General features: G+C 47.1%; 18 protein-coding genes and 1 other RNA gene. 4 read left to right on the top strand and 15 right to left on the bottom strand.

From position 1 onward, the window contains the following. The 5 genes from P0Y67_RS01380 to P0Y67_RS01360 form a co-directional block, all read right to left on the bottom strand. Positions 1–1,224: a TniQ family protein gene (locus tag P0Y67_RS01380; protein ID WP_342390413.1), complete on the bottom strand. Its 1,224-nt coding sequence runs from the start codon at positions 1,222–1,224 to the stop codon at positions 1–3. A gap of 186 nt (positions 1,225–1,410) precedes the next feature. Beyond that, positions 1,411–1,842 carry a DUF6527 family protein gene (locus P0Y67_RS01375; RefSeq protein ID WP_342390412.1) on the bottom strand — a complete coding sequence of 144 codons (432 nt, stop codon included), beginning with the start codon at positions 1,840–1,842 and terminating at the stop codon, positions 1,411–1,413. Further along, on the bottom strand, positions 1,833–3,038 hold the full coding sequence (locus P0Y67_RS01370; RefSeq protein WP_342390411.1) for a ThiF family adenylyltransferase: 1,206 nt from the start codon (positions 3,036–3,038) through the stop codon (positions 1,833–1,835). Before P0Y67_RS01370 ends, P0Y67_RS01375 begins: the two co-directional genes overlap by 10 nt. Beyond that, on the bottom strand, positions 3,013–3,252 hold the full coding sequence (locus P0Y67_RS01365; protein WP_342390410.1) for a multiubiquitin domain-containing protein: 240 nt from the start codon (positions 3,250–3,252) through the stop codon (positions 3,013–3,015). The genes P0Y67_RS01370 and P0Y67_RS01365 overlap by 26 nt, the downstream gene beginning before the upstream one ends. Positions 3,253–3,601: 349 nt before the next feature. Further along, positions 3,602–3,763, bottom strand: a complete 162-nt coding sequence (locus P0Y67_RS01360) for a hypothetical protein (protein ID WP_342390409.1) — start codon at positions 3,761–3,763, stop codon at positions 3,602–3,604. A 143-nt stretch (positions 3,764–3,906) separates the two neighbouring features. Between P0Y67_RS01360 and P0Y67_RS01355 the strand changes: the two genes are divergently transcribed. After that, entirely contained in the window at positions 3,907–4,947 is a 1,041-nt protein-coding gene (locus P0Y67_RS01355; protein ID WP_342390408.1) for a WYL domain-containing protein, read from the top strand. Positions 4,948–5,070: 123 nt separating this feature from the next. On the opposite strand, the gene P0Y67_RS01350 is transcribed toward P0Y67_RS01355, so the two are convergent. The 6 genes from P0Y67_RS01350 to P0Y67_RS01325 form a co-directional block, all read right to left on the bottom strand. Continuing rightward, positions 5,071–5,391 (bottom strand): helix-turn-helix domain-containing protein, encoded by a 321-nt coding sequence (locus P0Y67_RS01350; protein ID WP_342390407.1) that lies wholly within the window; start codon positions 5,389–5,391, stop codon positions 5,071–5,073. 70 nt (positions 5,392–5,461) lie between these two features. Further along, positions 5,462–6,475: a TniB family NTP-binding protein gene (locus P0Y67_RS01345; protein ID WP_342390406.1), complete on the bottom strand. Its 1,014-nt coding sequence runs from the start codon at positions 6,473–6,475 to the stop codon at positions 5,462–5,464. After that, a complete protein-coding gene (locus tag P0Y67_RS01340; protein ID WP_342390405.1) occupies positions 6,475–8,343 on the bottom strand; it encodes a transposase family protein in 1,869 nt (622 codons plus the stop codon). Before P0Y67_RS01340 ends, P0Y67_RS01345 begins: the two co-directional genes overlap by 1 nt. Beyond that, a complete protein-coding gene (locus P0Y67_RS01335; protein ID WP_342390404.1) occupies positions 8,333–8,965 on the bottom strand; it encodes an endonuclease in 633 nt (210 codons plus the stop codon). The genes P0Y67_RS01340 and P0Y67_RS01335 overlap by 11 nt, the downstream gene beginning before the upstream one ends. Positions 8,966–9,097: 132 nt before the next feature. Next, an RNA gene (gene ffs, locus P0Y67_RS01330) (signal recognition particle sRNA small type) lies at positions 9,098–9,194 on the bottom strand. Between the two features lie 151 nt (positions 9,195–9,345). Beyond that, positions 9,346–10,077 (bottom strand): hypothetical protein, encoded by a 732-nt coding sequence (locus P0Y67_RS01325; protein WP_342390403.1) that lies wholly within the window; start codon positions 10,075–10,077, stop codon positions 9,346–9,348. Between the two features lie 39 nt (positions 10,078–10,116). Here P0Y67_RS01325 and P0Y67_RS01320 point away from each other — a divergent pair, with 39 nt between their 5' ends. After that, positions 10,117–10,431: an MGMT family protein gene (locus P0Y67_RS01320; RefSeq protein WP_342390402.1), complete on the top strand. Its 315-nt coding sequence runs from the start codon at positions 10,117–10,119 to the stop codon at positions 10,429–10,431. A gap of 213 nt (positions 10,432–10,644) precedes the next feature. On the opposite strand, the gene P0Y67_RS01315 is transcribed toward P0Y67_RS01320, so the two are convergent. After that, positions 10,645–11,067 (bottom strand): YbaY family lipoprotein, encoded by a 423-nt coding sequence (locus P0Y67_RS01315; RefSeq protein ID WP_342390401.1) that lies wholly within the window; start codon positions 11,065–11,067, stop codon positions 10,645–10,647. A 129-nt stretch (positions 11,068–11,196) separates the two neighbouring features. On the opposite strand from P0Y67_RS01315, the gene tesB reads away from it, so the two are divergent. Then, on the top strand, positions 11,197–12,063 hold the full coding sequence (gene tesB, locus P0Y67_RS01310; RefSeq protein ID WP_027254010.1) for an acyl-CoA thioesterase II: 867 nt from the start codon (positions 11,197–11,199) through the stop codon (positions 12,061–12,063). A 162-nt stretch (positions 12,064–12,225) separates the two neighbouring features. Here the strand turns inward: tesB and P0Y67_RS01305 are convergent, their stop codons facing one another. From P0Y67_RS01305 to P0Y67_RS01295, 3 genes are all read right to left on the bottom strand, one after another. Next, positions 12,226–14,010 (bottom strand): SmdB family multidrug efflux ABC transporter permease/ATP-binding protein, encoded by a 1,785-nt coding sequence (locus P0Y67_RS01305; protein ID WP_342390400.1) that lies wholly within the window; start codon positions 14,008–14,010, stop codon positions 12,226–12,228. Further along, positions 14,007–15,752: an ABC transporter transmembrane domain-containing protein gene (locus P0Y67_RS01300; RefSeq protein WP_342390399.1), complete on the bottom strand. Its 1,746-nt coding sequence runs from the start codon at positions 15,750–15,752 to the stop codon at positions 14,007–14,009. Before P0Y67_RS01300 ends, P0Y67_RS01305 begins: the two co-directional genes overlap by 4 nt. Before the next feature lie 259 nt (positions 15,753–16,011). After that, positions 16,012–16,488, bottom strand: coding sequence for an Lrp/AsnC family transcriptional regulator (locus tag P0Y67_RS01295; RefSeq protein ID WP_342390398.1), 477 nt, complete (start codon positions 16,486–16,488; stop codon positions 16,012–16,014). Positions 16,489–16,623: 135 nt separating this feature from the next. Between P0Y67_RS01295 and P0Y67_RS01290 the strand changes: the two genes are divergently transcribed. Beyond that, the gene (locus P0Y67_RS01290; protein WP_342390397.1) at positions 16,624–17,691 is read left to right on the top strand and encodes a PLP-dependent cysteine synthase family protein; all 1,068 of its coding nucleotides are present in this window, start codon (positions 16,624–16,626) and stop codon (positions 17,689–17,691) included. Positions 17,692–17,786: the final 95 nt, after the last annotated feature.

Here is a 17,786-nt window from a genome sequence, read left to right as displayed (position 1 = left end):
TTACCATGAGGGCAAATACACTGTGTTCGCACTGTAGTCAGACGCTATACCAGCACTGCGAAGTTCAATAATCTGGCGGAGATAAAACACAGCATCATCAGGTGACAACTTTGAATGCAATTTCAATCGTTTAGAACACTGTAAGTAGCCTTCTTCATATAACCGATACACTTGCTCAGTCGACGATGACAATAGCGCTGAAGCCTCCAGAATCGATAACTGTAAATCAGCAATGTTAGCTTCACCTTTCTTGGGGTTCGACCGGACTAACTGCTCCAGGTAATCAACAATGGTTTTCAGGACGAAATTTCGGTGTAGATCACTCGACGGCAGCTTTCGAGCCGAAGTCAGCAAATCGCCAAACACATCTGAGAACTTGGTATGGTTATAGTTTTGGGTTAACTTCAGCGCTACTCCTTGCACGATTTGATCAAGCTCTTCAATCATTGCAACTGGCCACCGTGAGAAGAAATCAACCGCCTCTGACAACATGGTTTCATCCATGAAGTCTCGCTTGGGTAACGATTTATATCGCCTTGAAAACCAGAGTAGCGCTCCTAACCAATGAGAAATTGAACTGTCCCGATTGCCCTCCTGATCGCCACTTACAACCAGTTTTGATATCGCCACCAGGTCACCACTCGCTGGTTTAGTCGCAACTTTGCTTAACTCACAACCGCAAGCGCATACCGAAATCTGTTCTGCTTCCTGATAATTGAGTGGCTGTTGACATTCAGGACACTGATACAGCATTTTCACACCGTGTATATGGCAGGCTTGATAAGGGATGATGTGCCAGAACTGGCGAATAAAAGATTGCTCAGCCAAACACTGAGAGCACACAGGGATACATTGCTCTCTGAGAAAACACCGAGGAATGTGTAAGCCATCCCGAAAAACTGCCGCCAATCCTGGAGAAAACGTCACCGATGAATGCAATACCGCATGCCCCATGAATGGCTTGATATCCCCTTCAAATAGGGAATCCAGTAGTTGCATTGCACGAACCCTGAATCCACTTGAATGCTTCGCGTGGTACAGGTTTATCTGGCTTAACTTACGTGGCAATGCCCCAGCAGCCTGATGATCATTCTCGACTAACCACGCCCATAGAACACCGCTAAGCAATTGAAATGATTCATAGCCATTACATTCACAAACCCGGATTAGAAAACTTTCAAGGGACTCGTCTGCATACTGATTGTCTGGTGTAATCAGGAACATAGCCAACCTAAACTAAGGATAACTTAGTTTAGGTATAGCAGATGGAGGACGAAGGGGCTATCTCAGTTTCGGACTGTTCTGAATTATTAAGTACGGGTGATGCTGAATGTATAAAGCCTTTCTTTATCAAACTCGCCATTTAACTGCATGAAGTCTGAAAATTCTGTAACCATTGGAAGTCTAGAATTATGACTTAAATCCAAAAAAACGCTTCACTCGATTCCATACAGATGCTATCAACCTGAATAAATCGAAAGTATTGTGCTGTTCATTACGCTCTCTGATATATCTTTGCTTATCAGAAAGATCTTGTTGTTCCACTCTTTGAATTTGAGCAGGTGACATTCCTTTGGCCCAAAGTACGCCATTATCCTGAATAAAGTAATGAGATTTACATCGATACTTCCAATTTCCAATAGATGGAAACAACGAAACACCATGCGAAGTTATTGTGTACCTCCAATCGACCGGTGAAAGAGGTGTTACCACCTCTTCACCACAACCGCAGCAGCATTTGTGAATTGCTATCTCGTATTCATCACTGATATAAAGCTTTCCGCTTTCTATCTGTTCAGGAATGAATTCAACAAAAACGGGCGTGATCTGTTTTACTCGCATTGTTCCTCACTTCTGGAGATGGATTGAAAGGACTGGGTATAAACCATGTTGTGAGGGTTGTCACATTCTCCCTGATAGAAAGACTTGTACTGCTTCCATAAGCCGACAGCCAGCATAGCGTTCATTCCATTCATATCAGCAACCTGAATATTGCTCTTATAAATAGCCTCATCCGGGTCATCATCTGAAAAAACCAGGTGTTTAGATAAATGATCATGCTTTTCCGAAGTTGCTAACGTTACTCGGCAACTGCCGCGCAATATAGCCTCCCCGTCGTCCAGTTCAAGACGTTCAATCCCCAACCCGGCATCAATGAAAGGTATACCAATATCCACAAGGTAATCAGTCAAAAGCTTTCTGGCACTACCACTATCAAGAGCAAGAAAAACAAAGTCACACTCCTTTAATATCGATACATTTTCAGCAGTAATAAACTCATCAACGATCTCGATATTCTTATGCATTTGTGAATACAATGCCTGATAGTACTCAACTTTTTTAGGCTTCTTCTCAAGATCCTCAAATGCAATCGCTCCAGGCGAACGAAAAGCGTTATGAGGTTCCAGAATATCTCCGTCACATAGCAGAATGGAACTAACTGGCGTTTTGGCCAGCTGATCTAGTATGTAGCTTCCGGTTCCCCCAAGCCCGATAATCGCAAGTTTATCACCTTGTAATTTCTGACTCAGTGCTGTAATTCCGACCCGGGATGAAGCGGTATCTGGATACTGAAACACAGATTTGCAGTCACGCTCCCGGTGAATACATCCCGTTCTGGCATCAGCGTTAGGATTGACAACTCTAGCTTGACTAACGAACAAAGTATCATAGTGAACGACTTTGTCATAAAAGTTATTAAAGGTCTGACCGTTAGGTTTATTGGAAAGGTAATGCTGAGTCGTAAAACCCTGAAACAATTGCTGGGGTCTCGAATGATTGATGACCTGAGACATTTCCCGACCTGTACTCATAAATGGTTTATTCCCCTGAAACCACATTGTATGGTCTCTAGGTCGTGTATCTTGATCACCCATAGCATTATACGGACAAGCAAACACACCTAATTCAACAACACCCTCTGAATTTAAATAAGGGATGGAATGAACCAACAAATGTTGGTTCACAATTTCCACATCATAGCCTTCTTCAATTAAGCGGAGGACAGATGGATTACGATCGGTTAGTTTTGTTGACATTGAACTTCACCCCATTTCTGATTTCCACAGACTGACCTTCCGTCAAAGTGCCATCCGGCATTTGAGGGCCCATGTAAGTCACTGTAAATACAATCCCTTTGTTGGATTCACCGGGATAAGCAAGCTCAACGACTTCTGTGTAAGAAATAGTGTCGCCTTCAACTTTCTTTGGGCGACCATTAACGATGATGTTTGTCAGTTTACTTTCTAACATATTGAATTACCTTTCTGTAAGGCGGGCTTAGCCCGCCTGAGTTTTCAAATTATCGTGGTAGAGAACGTTTATGCTTGCATACGTGTTCCAAGCGGCCAAAGCGGCGACGCACATATGCACAGACATCAACGAGTTTCGGTCGAATACTCATGTGAGATTCCTCCAATTTGCATCAAAAGAGGGAACTCAACGTTTGAAGTGAAAGCTTTAGAAAGGTAATATCACAATTGTCACCGAGTGATTGGGTTTCTAAGCAGACCTGAGACCTCTTAGTGTTGGGTCTTGTAACCGTTCACGCTAATGTTTGATTACAGTTCACTTCACTATAAAAAGGCACTTTTGTGCCTTTTTATTCTTTTGATATTCCTTTAAACGGCTTCTTGTCGCTCTTTACGTCCATAAAACGCCCAGTTTCAGCGTCCCTTTTTACCCAATTCCCAGCACCAGTCTGAGTTTGAGAACGGTTCTTTACCGCACCCTTTCGATAATCATTACCTGTATTTTTCGCCATTTGGCCTCCTCATTAACGCTTAGCAATACATACTCTTTCTCCGTTAAACTAATCTACCACCAATCAGATCAAAAAAGCAACAGCACTTATAAAAAAAAGACGAAGTCCTCATACTCATGATACGACGTGTGGCTAAATTGTAGATGTTCGCTTATGATATCTATGAAGACCAACACGAGATTATGATGATGCTGAGCTACGATGAACTAAAAGAAGAATTTAAAAATAATGCCGATCGCTTTGCTTACATCGACTTCATGCTACGTTTTACTGGCACAATCAAACGTTCAGATATTGGTACCCAGTTTAACTTGTCGGAAGCGGCAGCCTCTAAAGTGCTGAAACTCTACAATGACGCACGCCCCAACAATATGCGATACGATCATTCCATACGTGCCAATATCCTAGAAAAAAGCTATGAACCTTTACTCGAGTGGAGAGCAGAAGTAGCTCTAGGGATGCTCGCAAACGGATTTAACAAAAATAAGCTTTCTGAAACTATTAAGACTGTCATTCCTTACGAGAAAATCACATCACTTCCTGATCAAATGAAAGTAGAAACTGTCTCAGCAATAACTCGTGCTATTAGTGGAGGCCGCTCAGTGATTTGCGAGTACTACTCCAAAAGTGGACAAGGACGCTCAAAAAGAGAATTAGTGCCACTTGAAATATTAAATGATGGTGAATTTTGGATGTTCAGGGCCTACGATCGTTCAGAAACATCCTCAAACCGAAGTAAGTTTAAGTTTTTTAATTTCTCTAGAGTTCTTTCTCTGGTAGGAAACCCACATGAAACAACTTCGAAAAGAAAAGAGTATGAAAATATCAAATATGATACCGATTGGAATCTAGAAGTACCATTAGATCTAAAGCTGCATGAAGATTTGGAAGAAAAAGAACAAGAAGAAATCCGAATAGATTTTGGCCTAAGTAGTGGTGTCAACCAGTTGATTATATTAAAAAGAGTAGCATTTCTTTGGATACTAAAAAACAAGTGGAAGATAGATACTCGAACGCCAGAAAAAATAGAAGAAGAGAAAATTCAACATGCAGAAGTTAAGAAACAGCTTGGAGATAACTATATGATAAAAAGAAAAAAATACAAATTTAGACTCTGTAATCTCGAAATGATTCAGATGCTTCTAGAGCAAAATAACAGCTTTTCCAAGCTACATGATGAATAAACTGTAAATAGTAATTTCAATACATAATTTAGGTGTTTTTAAGTACTTTGATGCATGATAGCCATTATTTATGATCATGTCATAATGGAGCTCAATCTAGCTACATTTACTGAATAATGGCTTTCATCCATGTTGATTATCTCTACTCTTCTCCCTGATCAATGCAAGTACTTCTTTTTTGCCTTGACTATCCAACTTTGATAATGAACAGATCAGCTCCGCAAGCAAGTCATCATCACAATAAAAGTAAGCCACAGGCACACCAAGTTCGTCAGCTATGCGCTTCATAGTTTGGTAGTCAGGCGTGTGCTTTCCCTTTTCATACTGGTTCATGCGTGCGCTTGCTGTATTCGGTTCCATTCCCAGGACAATCCCGAGCTGTTGTTGGGTGTATCCTGCTGCTTTTCTGGCAGATTTAAGGCGAACAGGAATTGGGTTGGTCATAGCAAGCTCTTAGCAAAATCTCGATTTAGCTAAGATTGTCTTAGTATGAACAGGTTAAGTGTACTAAGGATTACTTAGTTTTCCTACTTTTCCGCAGTAACTGTGATAATGGAAGGAGATCGGTGTACTGGGTTGGGATAACGGCATCAAACTTATTCTCTGCACCAACGTCGTAATGCGATGGCACCGCAACTTCAGTCCCTTCGATTTCTTCGGCTGACAGCAAAAAGGGATTCTTGGCTGATGGAAATAACATGCCAAATACTGAAGCAACATGATGTTGGTTAACGGTTGAAGCTTCTTCGGCCAGCGCCTGCTGTACGGCCAAATTCAATATCTGTTTCAAGCGCCGAATCTGGCCATGAGATGCAGAAAACAATGCCAAAATCATCTGCTTGCCGTCCAACTGAGGAGCTTCAATAAAAGGCATACGTTTCAATAACCCCTTCACAAAACGTATGAATTGCTCTGGCTCTTGAGAGAGCTTGAAGTAGAGTAATTCACGGCGTATCAGGAGTCGTGATGACCACTGTGGTTCTTTAGCAATCTTAGCTGCCCAAGGCATTCCAACCAGAACAATCGGGACTGTGGCTTCCTCACTAATGTATTTCAATCGGGTCGCTATCTCGCTCAAAGCTCGGCCAGATTGAAATTCCACAAGTTCTTGAAACTCATTAATGATGATGAGTTCTGTATTTTTGGACTTTAAAGACCTGAGCAGTGACTCGGTCAAAGCCTGATCTTTGCTCTTTCCCTTCCTGTAAACGGCACCAAACTGTCCCAAATCATTCATCAACTCAATAATCGTTGAATCGAGTGTCGGTTTGCTAGGGATACGACTAGATAGAACAACGGCCGGATTCTGTGACGCTTGTGATACCCGCCGGCAGTACTCTTGGATTAGAAATGACTTCCCTGAACCAGTATCGCCTGTAAGCAACATACATTGCTGATCACCACCGAACTTCCGGTTGTACCTGAGCCGGTCAAAATCATTCATCACCGTCGTGGCGATTGGTAATTCAACAAACACATCGACAAACTTTTGATATTTCAGTTCATTTTCAGGCGAAAGCGAGAACATTAATAAGGATCCAGTTTAGAGATGAAATCATCCCATTCATCAGAATCTGGAAGTGCCTTTTGCGGATTCTTTTGCTCTTTTACGTTCAATGCCGGGAGTTCTTCAGGTACACAGGAAGCGTCGCTATCACTCATGACACCATTATGTTTGGCTAACCGAGACATACCGCCCGTCGTTCGTTTTGAGCGGCCACGCTGAAGTTGGTTTAACTCTTCTGTTTCTTTTTCGATCCGCTCATGAATGTACATCCGTACCCTTGCTAACCCTTCCAAATCAACTTGTTGGTTGATGTAATCCCGATGAAGCCGCTGATTAATTCGATGCTGGGTGAGTGATAATTGCCGGGTGTATCCAATTGGGTCGATGCACGGGACTTTTAAATACCGCTGGTGACGATCTAAATAGACATAAATGCTTGATATATCATCAGGGTTTGTCTTGGTCAGGACTTTGGTATCATGAGGATTCATGCGTCGATAGTCAGCCAACTCATGACTGTCATAGCGTAAACCATGAAGATGAACTCCTCCACGCCGGTGCTTACGTTTAGCCATAACGCCTAAAACTACAGATAATTTTTCTAAATCATCTTGTTCGTACCGAATGGGAGGCATAACAGACACACCTTCCTGCCATTTTAAGAATGGGATAGAACGTTTACGAGAATCCGAGTCATAATGATACTCATCAATAATCCACTTATGAAACAGCTCATTGAATGTGGAGAAATGCATGACAGCATCTTTCCGTGGGTCATAGCCTTCTCGCTGCAACAAGTTGGAAAATGTTTTTCCAGGAATCGTCACGATAAGCCTACTACCTATAGTTCTGAATATTCGTTCAACTAAAGGTTTCAACCAAGGCTTTCTAACTGGATTAAATTGGACATGAATCCCTACTTCCAAACAAGCTTGTTCAAGACTCCCACTCCAAAATTCTCTCCCATTATCAACGACTAATGATTCCATTTTCCCCTGGCAATACCATTCATGTTCTATGGAAGGAAACCGTTCAGACACATAATCTTTTGGCTTAATTGCATTCAATATCGCTTTCATCACTGAATAATAACTGGGGTTTTCAAACCCCAAGTGAAAGCCAACGATGCTTTTACTAAATTGATCAATCAGCAATGTGAGATATGGCCTGCCTATGGGAATATCCAACTCGTCATCAAGCAAAATGAGATCAAGCGGCGTATGGTCTATTTCTACTTTTTCTAACACACGTGTCGCCGGGATATGGGCATCAATCTTATCAAACGCCATATCTGCCTGATACTTTCCATACCGGGACAGCATCACTTCATACGCGGGGAGCTTCTTCACTCGGTTATAAAAGCCTTTATATGAGAGTGGCTTAATTTTCCCACTCACGAGGCTCTGATTTTCAATACGAATCAAATCTGCGTAGTATTCATAAACTGCAGCGATTGATGGACGTTCAGGCACAAGGTATATCTCAATCGCTCGTTCGAAGAAAACTGAGTCATTGGCAACTTTTTGTTTTCTGTTTCCTTTATTTGAATTATTTGGCAACAGAGACATCAGCGAACAATTTGCTTCTGAATAACTCTTCCACCATCTAGCTAATGTTCTACAACTTGGAGGTTCAAGTTTCAACTCTATTGCAGCTTGTCTTATCAATGAATTAAGGTTCTTCTCCGTCCATCCACCTTTAACTCTTTTTAGAATCCACTCAATGAATCGATAACGCCGCATTACTTCTGATTGAATTTCTGTAGAATATGAAGCCAAGTCCCTATTAACAGTTCCATGAGTTGTTAAGGAACCTTCGGAGTGCTTATCGAATTCGATAACTGTCTGAAATTCATCACCAAATACCCCTACCTCCTTCTCATAACTCATAAGATTTACTCCATACAACAGAGTTTAAACCCAATTCCTCATTTACCAAATTAGCAGAAATAACTCCTGATGATATTAGACTTAGTGCTGTTTTTAATATAAGTGGACGCTCAATCATTAGCTGCTTCGCAGCTTCATTGATACTCACTCGACCGAGTCTTTGAACCAGTGATAAAAAGAGGGTATGTAAAGGAGTAAAAGACTGAAAACCAGAATAACGATGAAGAGCTTTAAGATTATTTAGCACAGGATTTACTCTGATTTGTTTCTCTGTAATTAATACCAATGTGATACCAAGTTCTGCTGCCTTTTGTTGCTTAGCAGGAAAACGTAACAGAAAATCTTCTTTCAGCGTTTTTTCCCACGGTTTTACCTCTATATATTTGGTAACTCCTTTTTCAATTATTTTGAAATCAGGCGTATACGGGCAGTCTCGGTTAAGGTATTGATAAAAAAAGCCGACAGGCTGAGCTTCAAATGATTGGATATGAGGAGAGTATTCAAGGTGAAAGCATGTATCAAACTCAAGAGAGCCTTCAACAAGAAGTACACGATTCATCTTGGCACTGACAAATTTAAATAGATTTTTTACACGGGAATGCTTGAGATTACGCTTGTACATGACGCAACCATTTTTGTAGTAAAACTACATAAAAAGTAGGCTATGACAGCTTATACTGCAAATTATGACAAGAAATTGGGCAGATATGTCAGCTTATGGTGCAAGCAACACAAACGCCAGATGGGTGGAGACCCCCACCAGCCACATCCCGGCACACACGTCGCTCGCTGCGGCTGCTCCCTTCCAGGCCTGACCGGGTTCACGAGTTAGTGTTGCGGGAGGACCAATGGGGGCCTCCATAGATTCGATGTCTCACTGGTAACCCTTTCAGGTCATTGCGAGAACGGGACGGATTATCCACTAACCCCAAAGACAATGCAAGGCATTGGCAAGCCGCGTGCTGCTGACTGCTGGATTATTGCCCATCTGCCGGGTTCCCTTCAGCTGCTTTCGAGTTCGTTCAGTAAATATTCGGCCAGCGAGGCGCTGCCCAGCACCAGCAGCCAGGCGACTAAAACAGGATTAGGCACATCAAATTCGGGGATCACCACCAGGGTGGCAAAGGCAATCGCCGGTAATACCCAATTGAGCCTTGTTACCCAAACCAGCTGATTCTGCTGATACAGGGTCTGAAGTGCGACGATGACACCTATGATGCACAGTACAACCAAGGCGGCCGGTGTCAGCCCACCAAGCCATAAAGGCACCGCCAGCAGTAATGGCCAGCCATAATTCGCTTTAACCGGCCGCCAGTAACGAGCGGCAAGCCAGATGAAACAAACCGCCAGCACCTGCAGCAAGGTATACGCGGCCTGACCCGCCAGCTTCTCTTCACCCTGCAAGGCCAGTAAGCCGGCATCCATGGCGATCACCACAGCAAAGAGTAAGGCCGCGACCTGCCAGTTGCCCCGGGGTGAGAAAGAGACAGTCAGGACAGGGAGCATCATCAGCAGGCTCACCGAGAGGGCGAGCGGCTGAAAAGGTAATACGGCGCCAAACATGCCGATACCCAGTAACAGCAACACAGCGGACACGCCGCCTTGCGGCAACAGCCACAGCGCGGGGATGGCCACGGCAAGCACAGTTAAATGATGCTGTGCGAGCCCAAGGGCACTGACCCCGACAATGGTCAGTAACATGCTCATGACAGCCAGGATTGTGGTATATAACATTTGCACCTCCCTGTACAAATTGTTACCCAGGATCCCAATATGGACGACTTTAAGAATCAAATCTACAGCCAGATCGCGCAGATCCCTGACGGCAAAGTGTCGACTTACGGTGATATTGCCCGCTTTGCGGGCTTTCCCGGTTATGCCCGTCATGTGGGAAAGCTGTTAGGCCAGTTGCCGGAAGGATCTACGCTGCCCTGGTTCCGGGTGATCAACAGTCAGGGGAAAATCTCACAGCAGGGTGATGACTTCCTGCGCCAGCGGCAATGTCTGATTGCTGATGGCATTGAGGTGTCTGTTACGGGCAGAATTTCTCTGAAACGTTACCGCTGGGATGGGTATCCGGTGGCGTAGAAGGAAGAAAATCCCCCGAAACTTGGTGCCCTGAAGACCCCCTCCTAACCTCCCCCTCCACGAGGGGGAGGAACATGAGCAAAGTACCCGACATTGAATACCGAGCTTTTCCCTCCCCTTTTCAAGGGGGAGGAACAAGAGCAACAGCCTTGAATGGCACCTAAATGCAAAAAGCCCGGCAATCGCCGGGCTTTGGAGATTCTTATTCAGAGATTACTGGCTGACGCGTACCAGCATCAGATCCAACTGGGTGGTTTTGGAAGGATCAGTAATCACATGATTGGCGGTATCTGTGATGAACAGCAGTTTACCATTCACTTCGATTCGCGCGCTCACGGCATAGGTATGAGATGGCTTAATCTCTTCTTCCATATACTGCAGGCTGAACGAAAAAGGTACCTGCTTGCCTGCAGCCAGATACGACTGACGGCTGATCACTTTCGCGGGCACATCCATCAGAGAAACATCTGACAAGGTTACTGTAATCAGCGCATCATCCGGAAGCGCCATACGCTCACGATACGTCAGATTACCTTCAACTTTTCCGACACCTGCTTCTTTATTGATCATATTTGTACATGCTGAGATAACCATAGCCGTGACCAATAAGCTTAGTAACGCAAACATCTTTTTCATAGTTGTACCCTGCCCTTGATATTCCTCCCACAAACTGATGGTTCTAACACTTCAGAACCTTTCGCCTTGAGTTTATGGATAACTAACTGTAAAAATTTGGCTAATAATAGCATTATAACTGGAGCTCCGATGAGCAAAGAACTGAACGAACTTCTCAATCTGTTGCACTTAGAACAACTGGAACAAGGTTTGTTCCGCGGTCAGAGTGAACATCTTGGTTTACCCCAGGTCTATGGTGGTCAGGTCATCGGACAGTCCTTGTCAGCAGCAAAAGAAACTGTGCCGGAGAACCGGTTTGTCCATTCCTTCCACAGCTACTTCCTGCTGCCGGGTGATCCGCAAAAACCGATTATCTACGATGTCGAAAACCTGCGTGACGGCAAAAGCTTCAGCACCCGTCGGGTAAAAGCGATTCAGAACGGTCGCCCTATCTTTTACCTGACAGCGTCTTATCAGGCGCTGGAAGACGGCTTTAACCACCAATTCCCAATGCCTGAGGATGTCCCACCACCCGAGTCTCTGAAATCAGAACAGGACCATGTCAAAGCCATCGCAGACCAGCTGCCCCGTAAATTTGTCGAGACCTTTGGCTGCGAGCGACCGATTGAAGTTCGCCCGGTCACTGTGATCAATCCGCTCCATCCTCAATCAGAGGCGGCCAAACAATACCTTTGGATAAGAGCCAATGGTGAAATGTTGAACGATCCTCGCATTCACCAGTACCTGCTGGCCTATGCCTCAGACTGGGGTTTCCTGGTCACCGCCCTTCAACCGCATGCCGTCACCTTGCTGACCCCGAAAATGCAGGTGGCCACTATCGATCACTCCATGTGGTTCCACCGCCCGTTCCGTATGGACGACTGGCTGCTGTATGTCATTGACAGTCCATCAGCCAGCGGTTCACGCGGTCTGGTCCGGGGGGAGATTTATAACCGTGACGGCGAACTGGTTGCTTCCGCCGTGCAGGAAGGTTTGATGCGTAAACGTGAAGACTGATTTATCCGGAAGACGATCATCTAAAAGACGTTCATCTTGCAGACATTCACCTTACAGACCATGAGTGCTCACTAACGGCAAAGCTCCCGGAATGGCAATATGCCACCATTATCCCGGGAGCCATTTATAGTGAATGACTTGTACATTTTTGTCAGGCTGATGTCAATTTTCTGCTGTCTCGGCAGAAGCTTCTTCCAAATGGTGGAGATGATCACTTACCTGCTGCAACTGGTACATTTGCCAGTACTGTTTGCGCTCAGAAAGCAGGCTGAAATGCGTGCCTCTTTCAATCACTTCGCCGTGGTGCAATACCACAATTTCATCGGCATCCATGATGGTTGAAAGCCGGTGCGCAATTACCACAATGCTCATGTTCTGACGCAGCACCGAGAGCGTATGCTGAATTTTTTGCTCTGTCCCTGAGTCTATATTGGCGGTCGCTTCGTCCAGTATCAGCACTTTCGGCTGCTCCACCAGTACACGGGCCAGTGCCAGTAACTGCTTCTGTCCGGCAGACAGGTTCACTTCCCCGCCCCCCAGCACAGTGTCTAAACCAAACTCATACTGTTTTATCTGTCCGGCCAGGCCGACCGTTTCTAAGGCATGCCAGATCTGATCATCAGTCATCTCCCGACCCAGGCTGACATTTTCCCTGACGGTATCACTCAGTACGTGCGGATCCTGCTGGACCATGGCGATGCCTTGACGAAGCACAGGCCGGCTGAGGCTTTCCAGCGGACGACCGTCTAACTCGACGCCGCCTTCGGAGCTTGGGTAAAAACCCATCATGAGCGAGGCCAGGGTACTTTTGCCGCTGCCCGTATGCCCGACCAGTGCCAGAAACCCCTGATGCGGCAGTTCGAGATCAATGTTGTCCAGCACTCTCTGCTTGCCGTCATAGCTGAAGCTCAGCTTACGGCACGCCAGATGTCCGCTGGCCAATGGCCTTTCATCCTCACCGTACGCTTGCTGGCGTGAATCGATCAGCGCAAAGATCCGCTCGCTGGCCACCAGTGCCTGCTGAAGCAAAGATAACTGCTGCGTCATTTCGATCAGCGGCTCGGTGACCCGGCCCAGATAACTCAGAAACGCGTACAGCACCCCGACCCCGATCAGCTCGGTGCCACCAACACCAAACAGCGCCACCAGCGTCAGCAAGGCTATCCCGGACAGCAGATCAATAAGGGGCCGCAGTAGGATGCTGTTCAGCTTGGTGACCCCGATCTGCGCCCTGAGGTGCTGATCGGTCAGCCCGCCAAAATAGGCACTGAAGGCTTTTTCCTGCCGCATGAGCTGGATCAGACTCATCCCCTGGATGGACTCGCTCATCGAGGAGTTAATGTCGGCCAGCAAATCGCGCATGCGCCGGTAGGCACTGGCACTTTTGTGCTGGTACACCACCATCACGCCCACCACAACCGGCAACAATGCCATTACCACCAGAGTCAGACGCCAGCTCATGATAAACATCACAGTGAGCATCACCACAATCAAAGTGACGTTCTTTAAAAAGGTCGCAATCACAAAAACGTAGAAATCTTTAATCGATTCAGTGTCATTGGTCAGCCGGGAGATCAGCTTGCCGCTGGGCATGTAATCAAACGCCGACAGAGGCTGGTTCATCACCCGGGCAAACAATTGCTTGCGGACTTTCTGCACCACGCCGATGGCAATCTGATTAAAACGCAGTGACTGGGCGTATTTAAACGCCCCCGCCAGAATCATCAGCGCAATATAGGCCGCCACTAAGGCCGCGACATCGGCCGCCGGAAACTGATCAACGGCGATATAGTTATCGATGAAACGCTGCAATAGCCAGGGGCCGGACACATCCGCCAGCGAGGCTACGAACAAGAGCGCGATAGCAATGAACAGGTTGCGCTTATCGTCCAGCGCGTACCTGAGCAGCCGTTGTAATACCGCCCGGTTAACTGCCTGTCTTTTCATTGCCCCTCCTCAATGGCTTGTTCCAGTTTCTGGTAGCGGTGCATCTCGGCGTACCAGTCATCATTGATCAGCAAAGCAGCGTGCGTTCCGCGCTCGCTCACCTGACCGTGCTGCAGCACGACGATTTCATCGGCCTGCTCCAGCGCGGTCAGGCGATGGGCAATGACAATTACTGTCTGTCGCTGGGGCTGACTGCGCAGATTATGCAGGATCCTGTGCTCTGTTTTGCCGTCGACGGCCGACAGCGCATCATCCAGCACCAGAATTTCGGCATTGAGCAGCAGCGCCCTGGCAATCGCAATGCGCTGTTTCTGACCGCCGGACAGCGTAATGCCCTTTTCCCCGACCAGAGTGTTATACCCGTCGGGGAACAGCATGATGTCTTCATCAATACAGGCTAATTCGGCAGCGTGACGGATGGCATCCATACTGGCATCCGGCCTGCCCAAGGCTATGTTATCGGCAATCGAGCGGGAAAACAGAAACGGGCTTTGACTGACCACCGCAAACCGGCTGCGCCATTGTTCCAGGACTGCATCGCGGATACACACACCGCCATACGCAATGCGCCCATGGCTCAGCTCCTGCTGGCGTAAAAGCAGCGCCAGCAAGGTAGATTTACCGCAACCTACCGGCCCGGCCAGCCCCAGCATCTGACCCGCCGGCAGATGGATCGCCAGCTCCTGCAGGGCAGGCTGGCGCTGCTGCGGCCAGGAAAATGCCTCAATCCGGATATCCAGCGCCTGACGGGTGTCTGGCAGTGTTTTAGCGCCGCTGACGATAGTCGGGGCCTGATCCAAAATTTCCTGCAGGCGTTTCCATGCCGCAGAGCCGCGCTCAAGAATATTGAACAGCCAGGCAATGGCCAGCATCGGCCAGATCATCAAGCCCTGATACAAAGTAAACGCGGTCAGATCGCCCAGGGTCAGCTCACCCTGATGAATTAAATAAGCCCCGCCGCCGACACTGAGGAAAAAGGACATCCCGATTGTCAGCTGGATCACAGGGTCAAACTTGGCATCTACTTGCACCACCCCGAAGTTCTTTTCACCGGCATGGTCAACGACTTTCTCAAACGCGGCCTGCTGCCTTTGCTCCAGACCAAAGGCGCGGATCATCCTGACGCCGTTCAGCGATTCCTGCGTGGTGTCCGTCAGGGCAGAAAAAGCGGCCTGCGATTCGCTGAACCTGTCATGCAGCTGGCTGCCAAAGCGCGAGACCAGCAAGGCCATCACAGGCATAGGCAGGAGCGCTAAAATGGTCAGTTGCCAGCTGAGCTGGGTCGTCATGATCAGCAAAACCGCCAATCCGGTGATCAGCGAATCCGCCGCGGTCAGTACGCCTTCTCCGGCTGTCATCACCAGCGCATTGACATCATTGGTTGAACGGGCCATCAGATCACCGGTTTTGTGGCGCTCAAAAAAATTCGGCGCCTGCCGGGTAAAATGGCGATAGAGTTTGTCTCTGAGCACAGTGCCCAGTTTCGCGGCACTGCCAAACAACCACAGACGCCAGACTATCCGCAACACATACACCAGCACCCACATTGCGGCCAGCCCGCCCAGCCACATCAGCATGGTATTGATGGTCATTTTGCCTTCAACCACACCGTCGACTATCCAGCCCACGGCCCGGGGTGGGATCAGTTCAAAAAAAGCAATAATGACAAAAATAGCGATCGCGCCGCCATATCGCCGCCACTCTTGCCGAAAGTACCACCTGAGTTGCCAAAAAACCTGCATGTTTCCTCCAGCAAAACACGGTCTGCTCACGAGAAGTAAGCCGAAGAACAGAAAAATATTATAAAGTCGGGTGGATCGAGAGGATAAAATCGCCTGTCACACTGAGGTGACAATCTAGCAACATATTGGCAAAAAGGCAGGCTGATTATCAACCCAAATGTAAGGAATGGCAGCAAAACAGCAGGTGATGCTGCCTATTTTCACAGCGTTAACGGAATATTTGTTTTTATACAGTGCTTTTTCAATACAAATCAGAGATTTATAAAGGCAGCGCTGTGGTGTATTTCAGGGGTTCCATGGCAAAGGTCGAAGTCACATTGGTTAATCCGCTGATACTGTTGACCAGTTTTTTATAAAAGCTGTCAAACGCAGCCATATCTGCCATCTGAACTTTCATCATGTAGTCGTATTCTCCGGCCATGCGGTAGAACTCCATCACTTCCGGAAATTCACTCACTGTTGCGACAAAACGGTGATACCAGTCCTGCGAATGATCGCTGGTTTTTATCTGGACAAAGGCAATGAATGACAGGCCTAATTTGACCGGATCCAGCAAAGCTACCCGCCGCTTCAGTATCCCCGCTTCTTCCAGCCGTTTTAACCGTTTCCAGCAAGGTGTGGTGGTCAGATTGACCGCTTCTGCTAGATCATTGAGCGACAGACTGGCATCCATTTGCAGCAAATCCAGCAGTAATCGGTCCGTGGTATCTATTTCCGCTACATTCCTTTCAGCCATATTTTTCCCTGAAATATCTATTTTGAAGAAAAAATTTCTATAATTAATCAAAGCAACAATAATAATAGCAAAGAAATTTCCTCCCGTTAGCGTAAACTTTCATTGAGTTAATCAGCCAATTTTCAAGGATGTTTCATGCGTCACGATCCACTCTGGGTGAACCAGGCCATCAGAAAAATCGAAGCCGACTTTCAGCGCTCAGCCGATACCCATCTCATCAAACTGGACATTCCGGCCATTGAAGGGATCGACCTGTATCTGAAAGATGAAAGCACTCACCCGACCGGCAGCCTGAAGCACCGTCTGGCCCGTTCTCTGTTCCTCTACAGCCTATGCAATGGCTGGATTGGCGAGCACACCACTATCATCGAATCCTCGTCTGGCAGCACCGCGGTTTCTGAAGCCTATTTTGCCCGCCTGCTGGGCTTGCCGTTTATTGCCGTGGTCCCCCGCCGGACTGCCCGTAAAAAAATTGAACAAATTGAATTCTATGGCGGCCAGGCACATTTTGTAGATGACCCTTGCCAGATTTATGACGAATCTCGTCGTTTGGCTGAAAACCTGAACGGTCATTACATGGATCAGTTCACCTACGCGGAACGTGCCACTGACTGGCGCGGCAATAACAATATTGCCAAGAGCATTTTTGAGCAGATGCAGTTAGAAGCGCACCCGATCCCGACCTGGATCGTCATGAGTGCCGGCACAGGCGGCACCTCCGCCACCATAGGCCGCTATATTCGTTATCAGATGCACGACACCCAGCTGTGTGTGGTGGATCCTGAACATTCGGTCTTTCACGATTACTACCTCACCCGGGATCCCGCCCTGAAAGGTGAGCGCGGCAGCCGTATTGAAGGGATTGGTCGCCCGCGTGTCGAGCCAAGCTTCATCCCGGACGTGGTCGATGACATGCGCACCATTCCGGATGCAGCCAGTATCGCAACCGTTCACTGGCTGGAAAAACTGCTGGGCCGAAAAGCGGGCGCCTCTACCGGCACCAACCTGTACGGCGTGCTGCAACTCGCCAGCGACATGAAAGCCCGCGGTGAACAAGGTTCCATCGTGACCTTGCTGTGCGACAGTGGCGAGCGCTACCTGGATACCTATTTCGACACCGATTGGGTGGCCAGTAACATCGGTGATATTCAGCCTTACCTTGAGCAACTGGCAGCCTTTGAACAGACAGGGCAACTCAGTTGAACCTGCTCTCCCGGTAAGCGCTTGTAACAAGACAGTTGGCTTGGCATATCCTGACTCTCAAGGTAGGATGTGCCTTCTTTTTTGAACCAGATTCG

The sequence above is a fragment of the Photobacterium sp. SP02 genome (genome assembly GCF_038519165.1).
Taxonomy (GTDB): Bacteria; Pseudomonadota; Gammaproteobacteria; order Enterobacterales; family Vibrionaceae; genus Photobacterium; species Photobacterium halotolerans.
The sequence above is the reverse complement of the archived record's forward strand: the minus strand, read 5'-3'. Positions and strand labels throughout refer to the sequence as shown.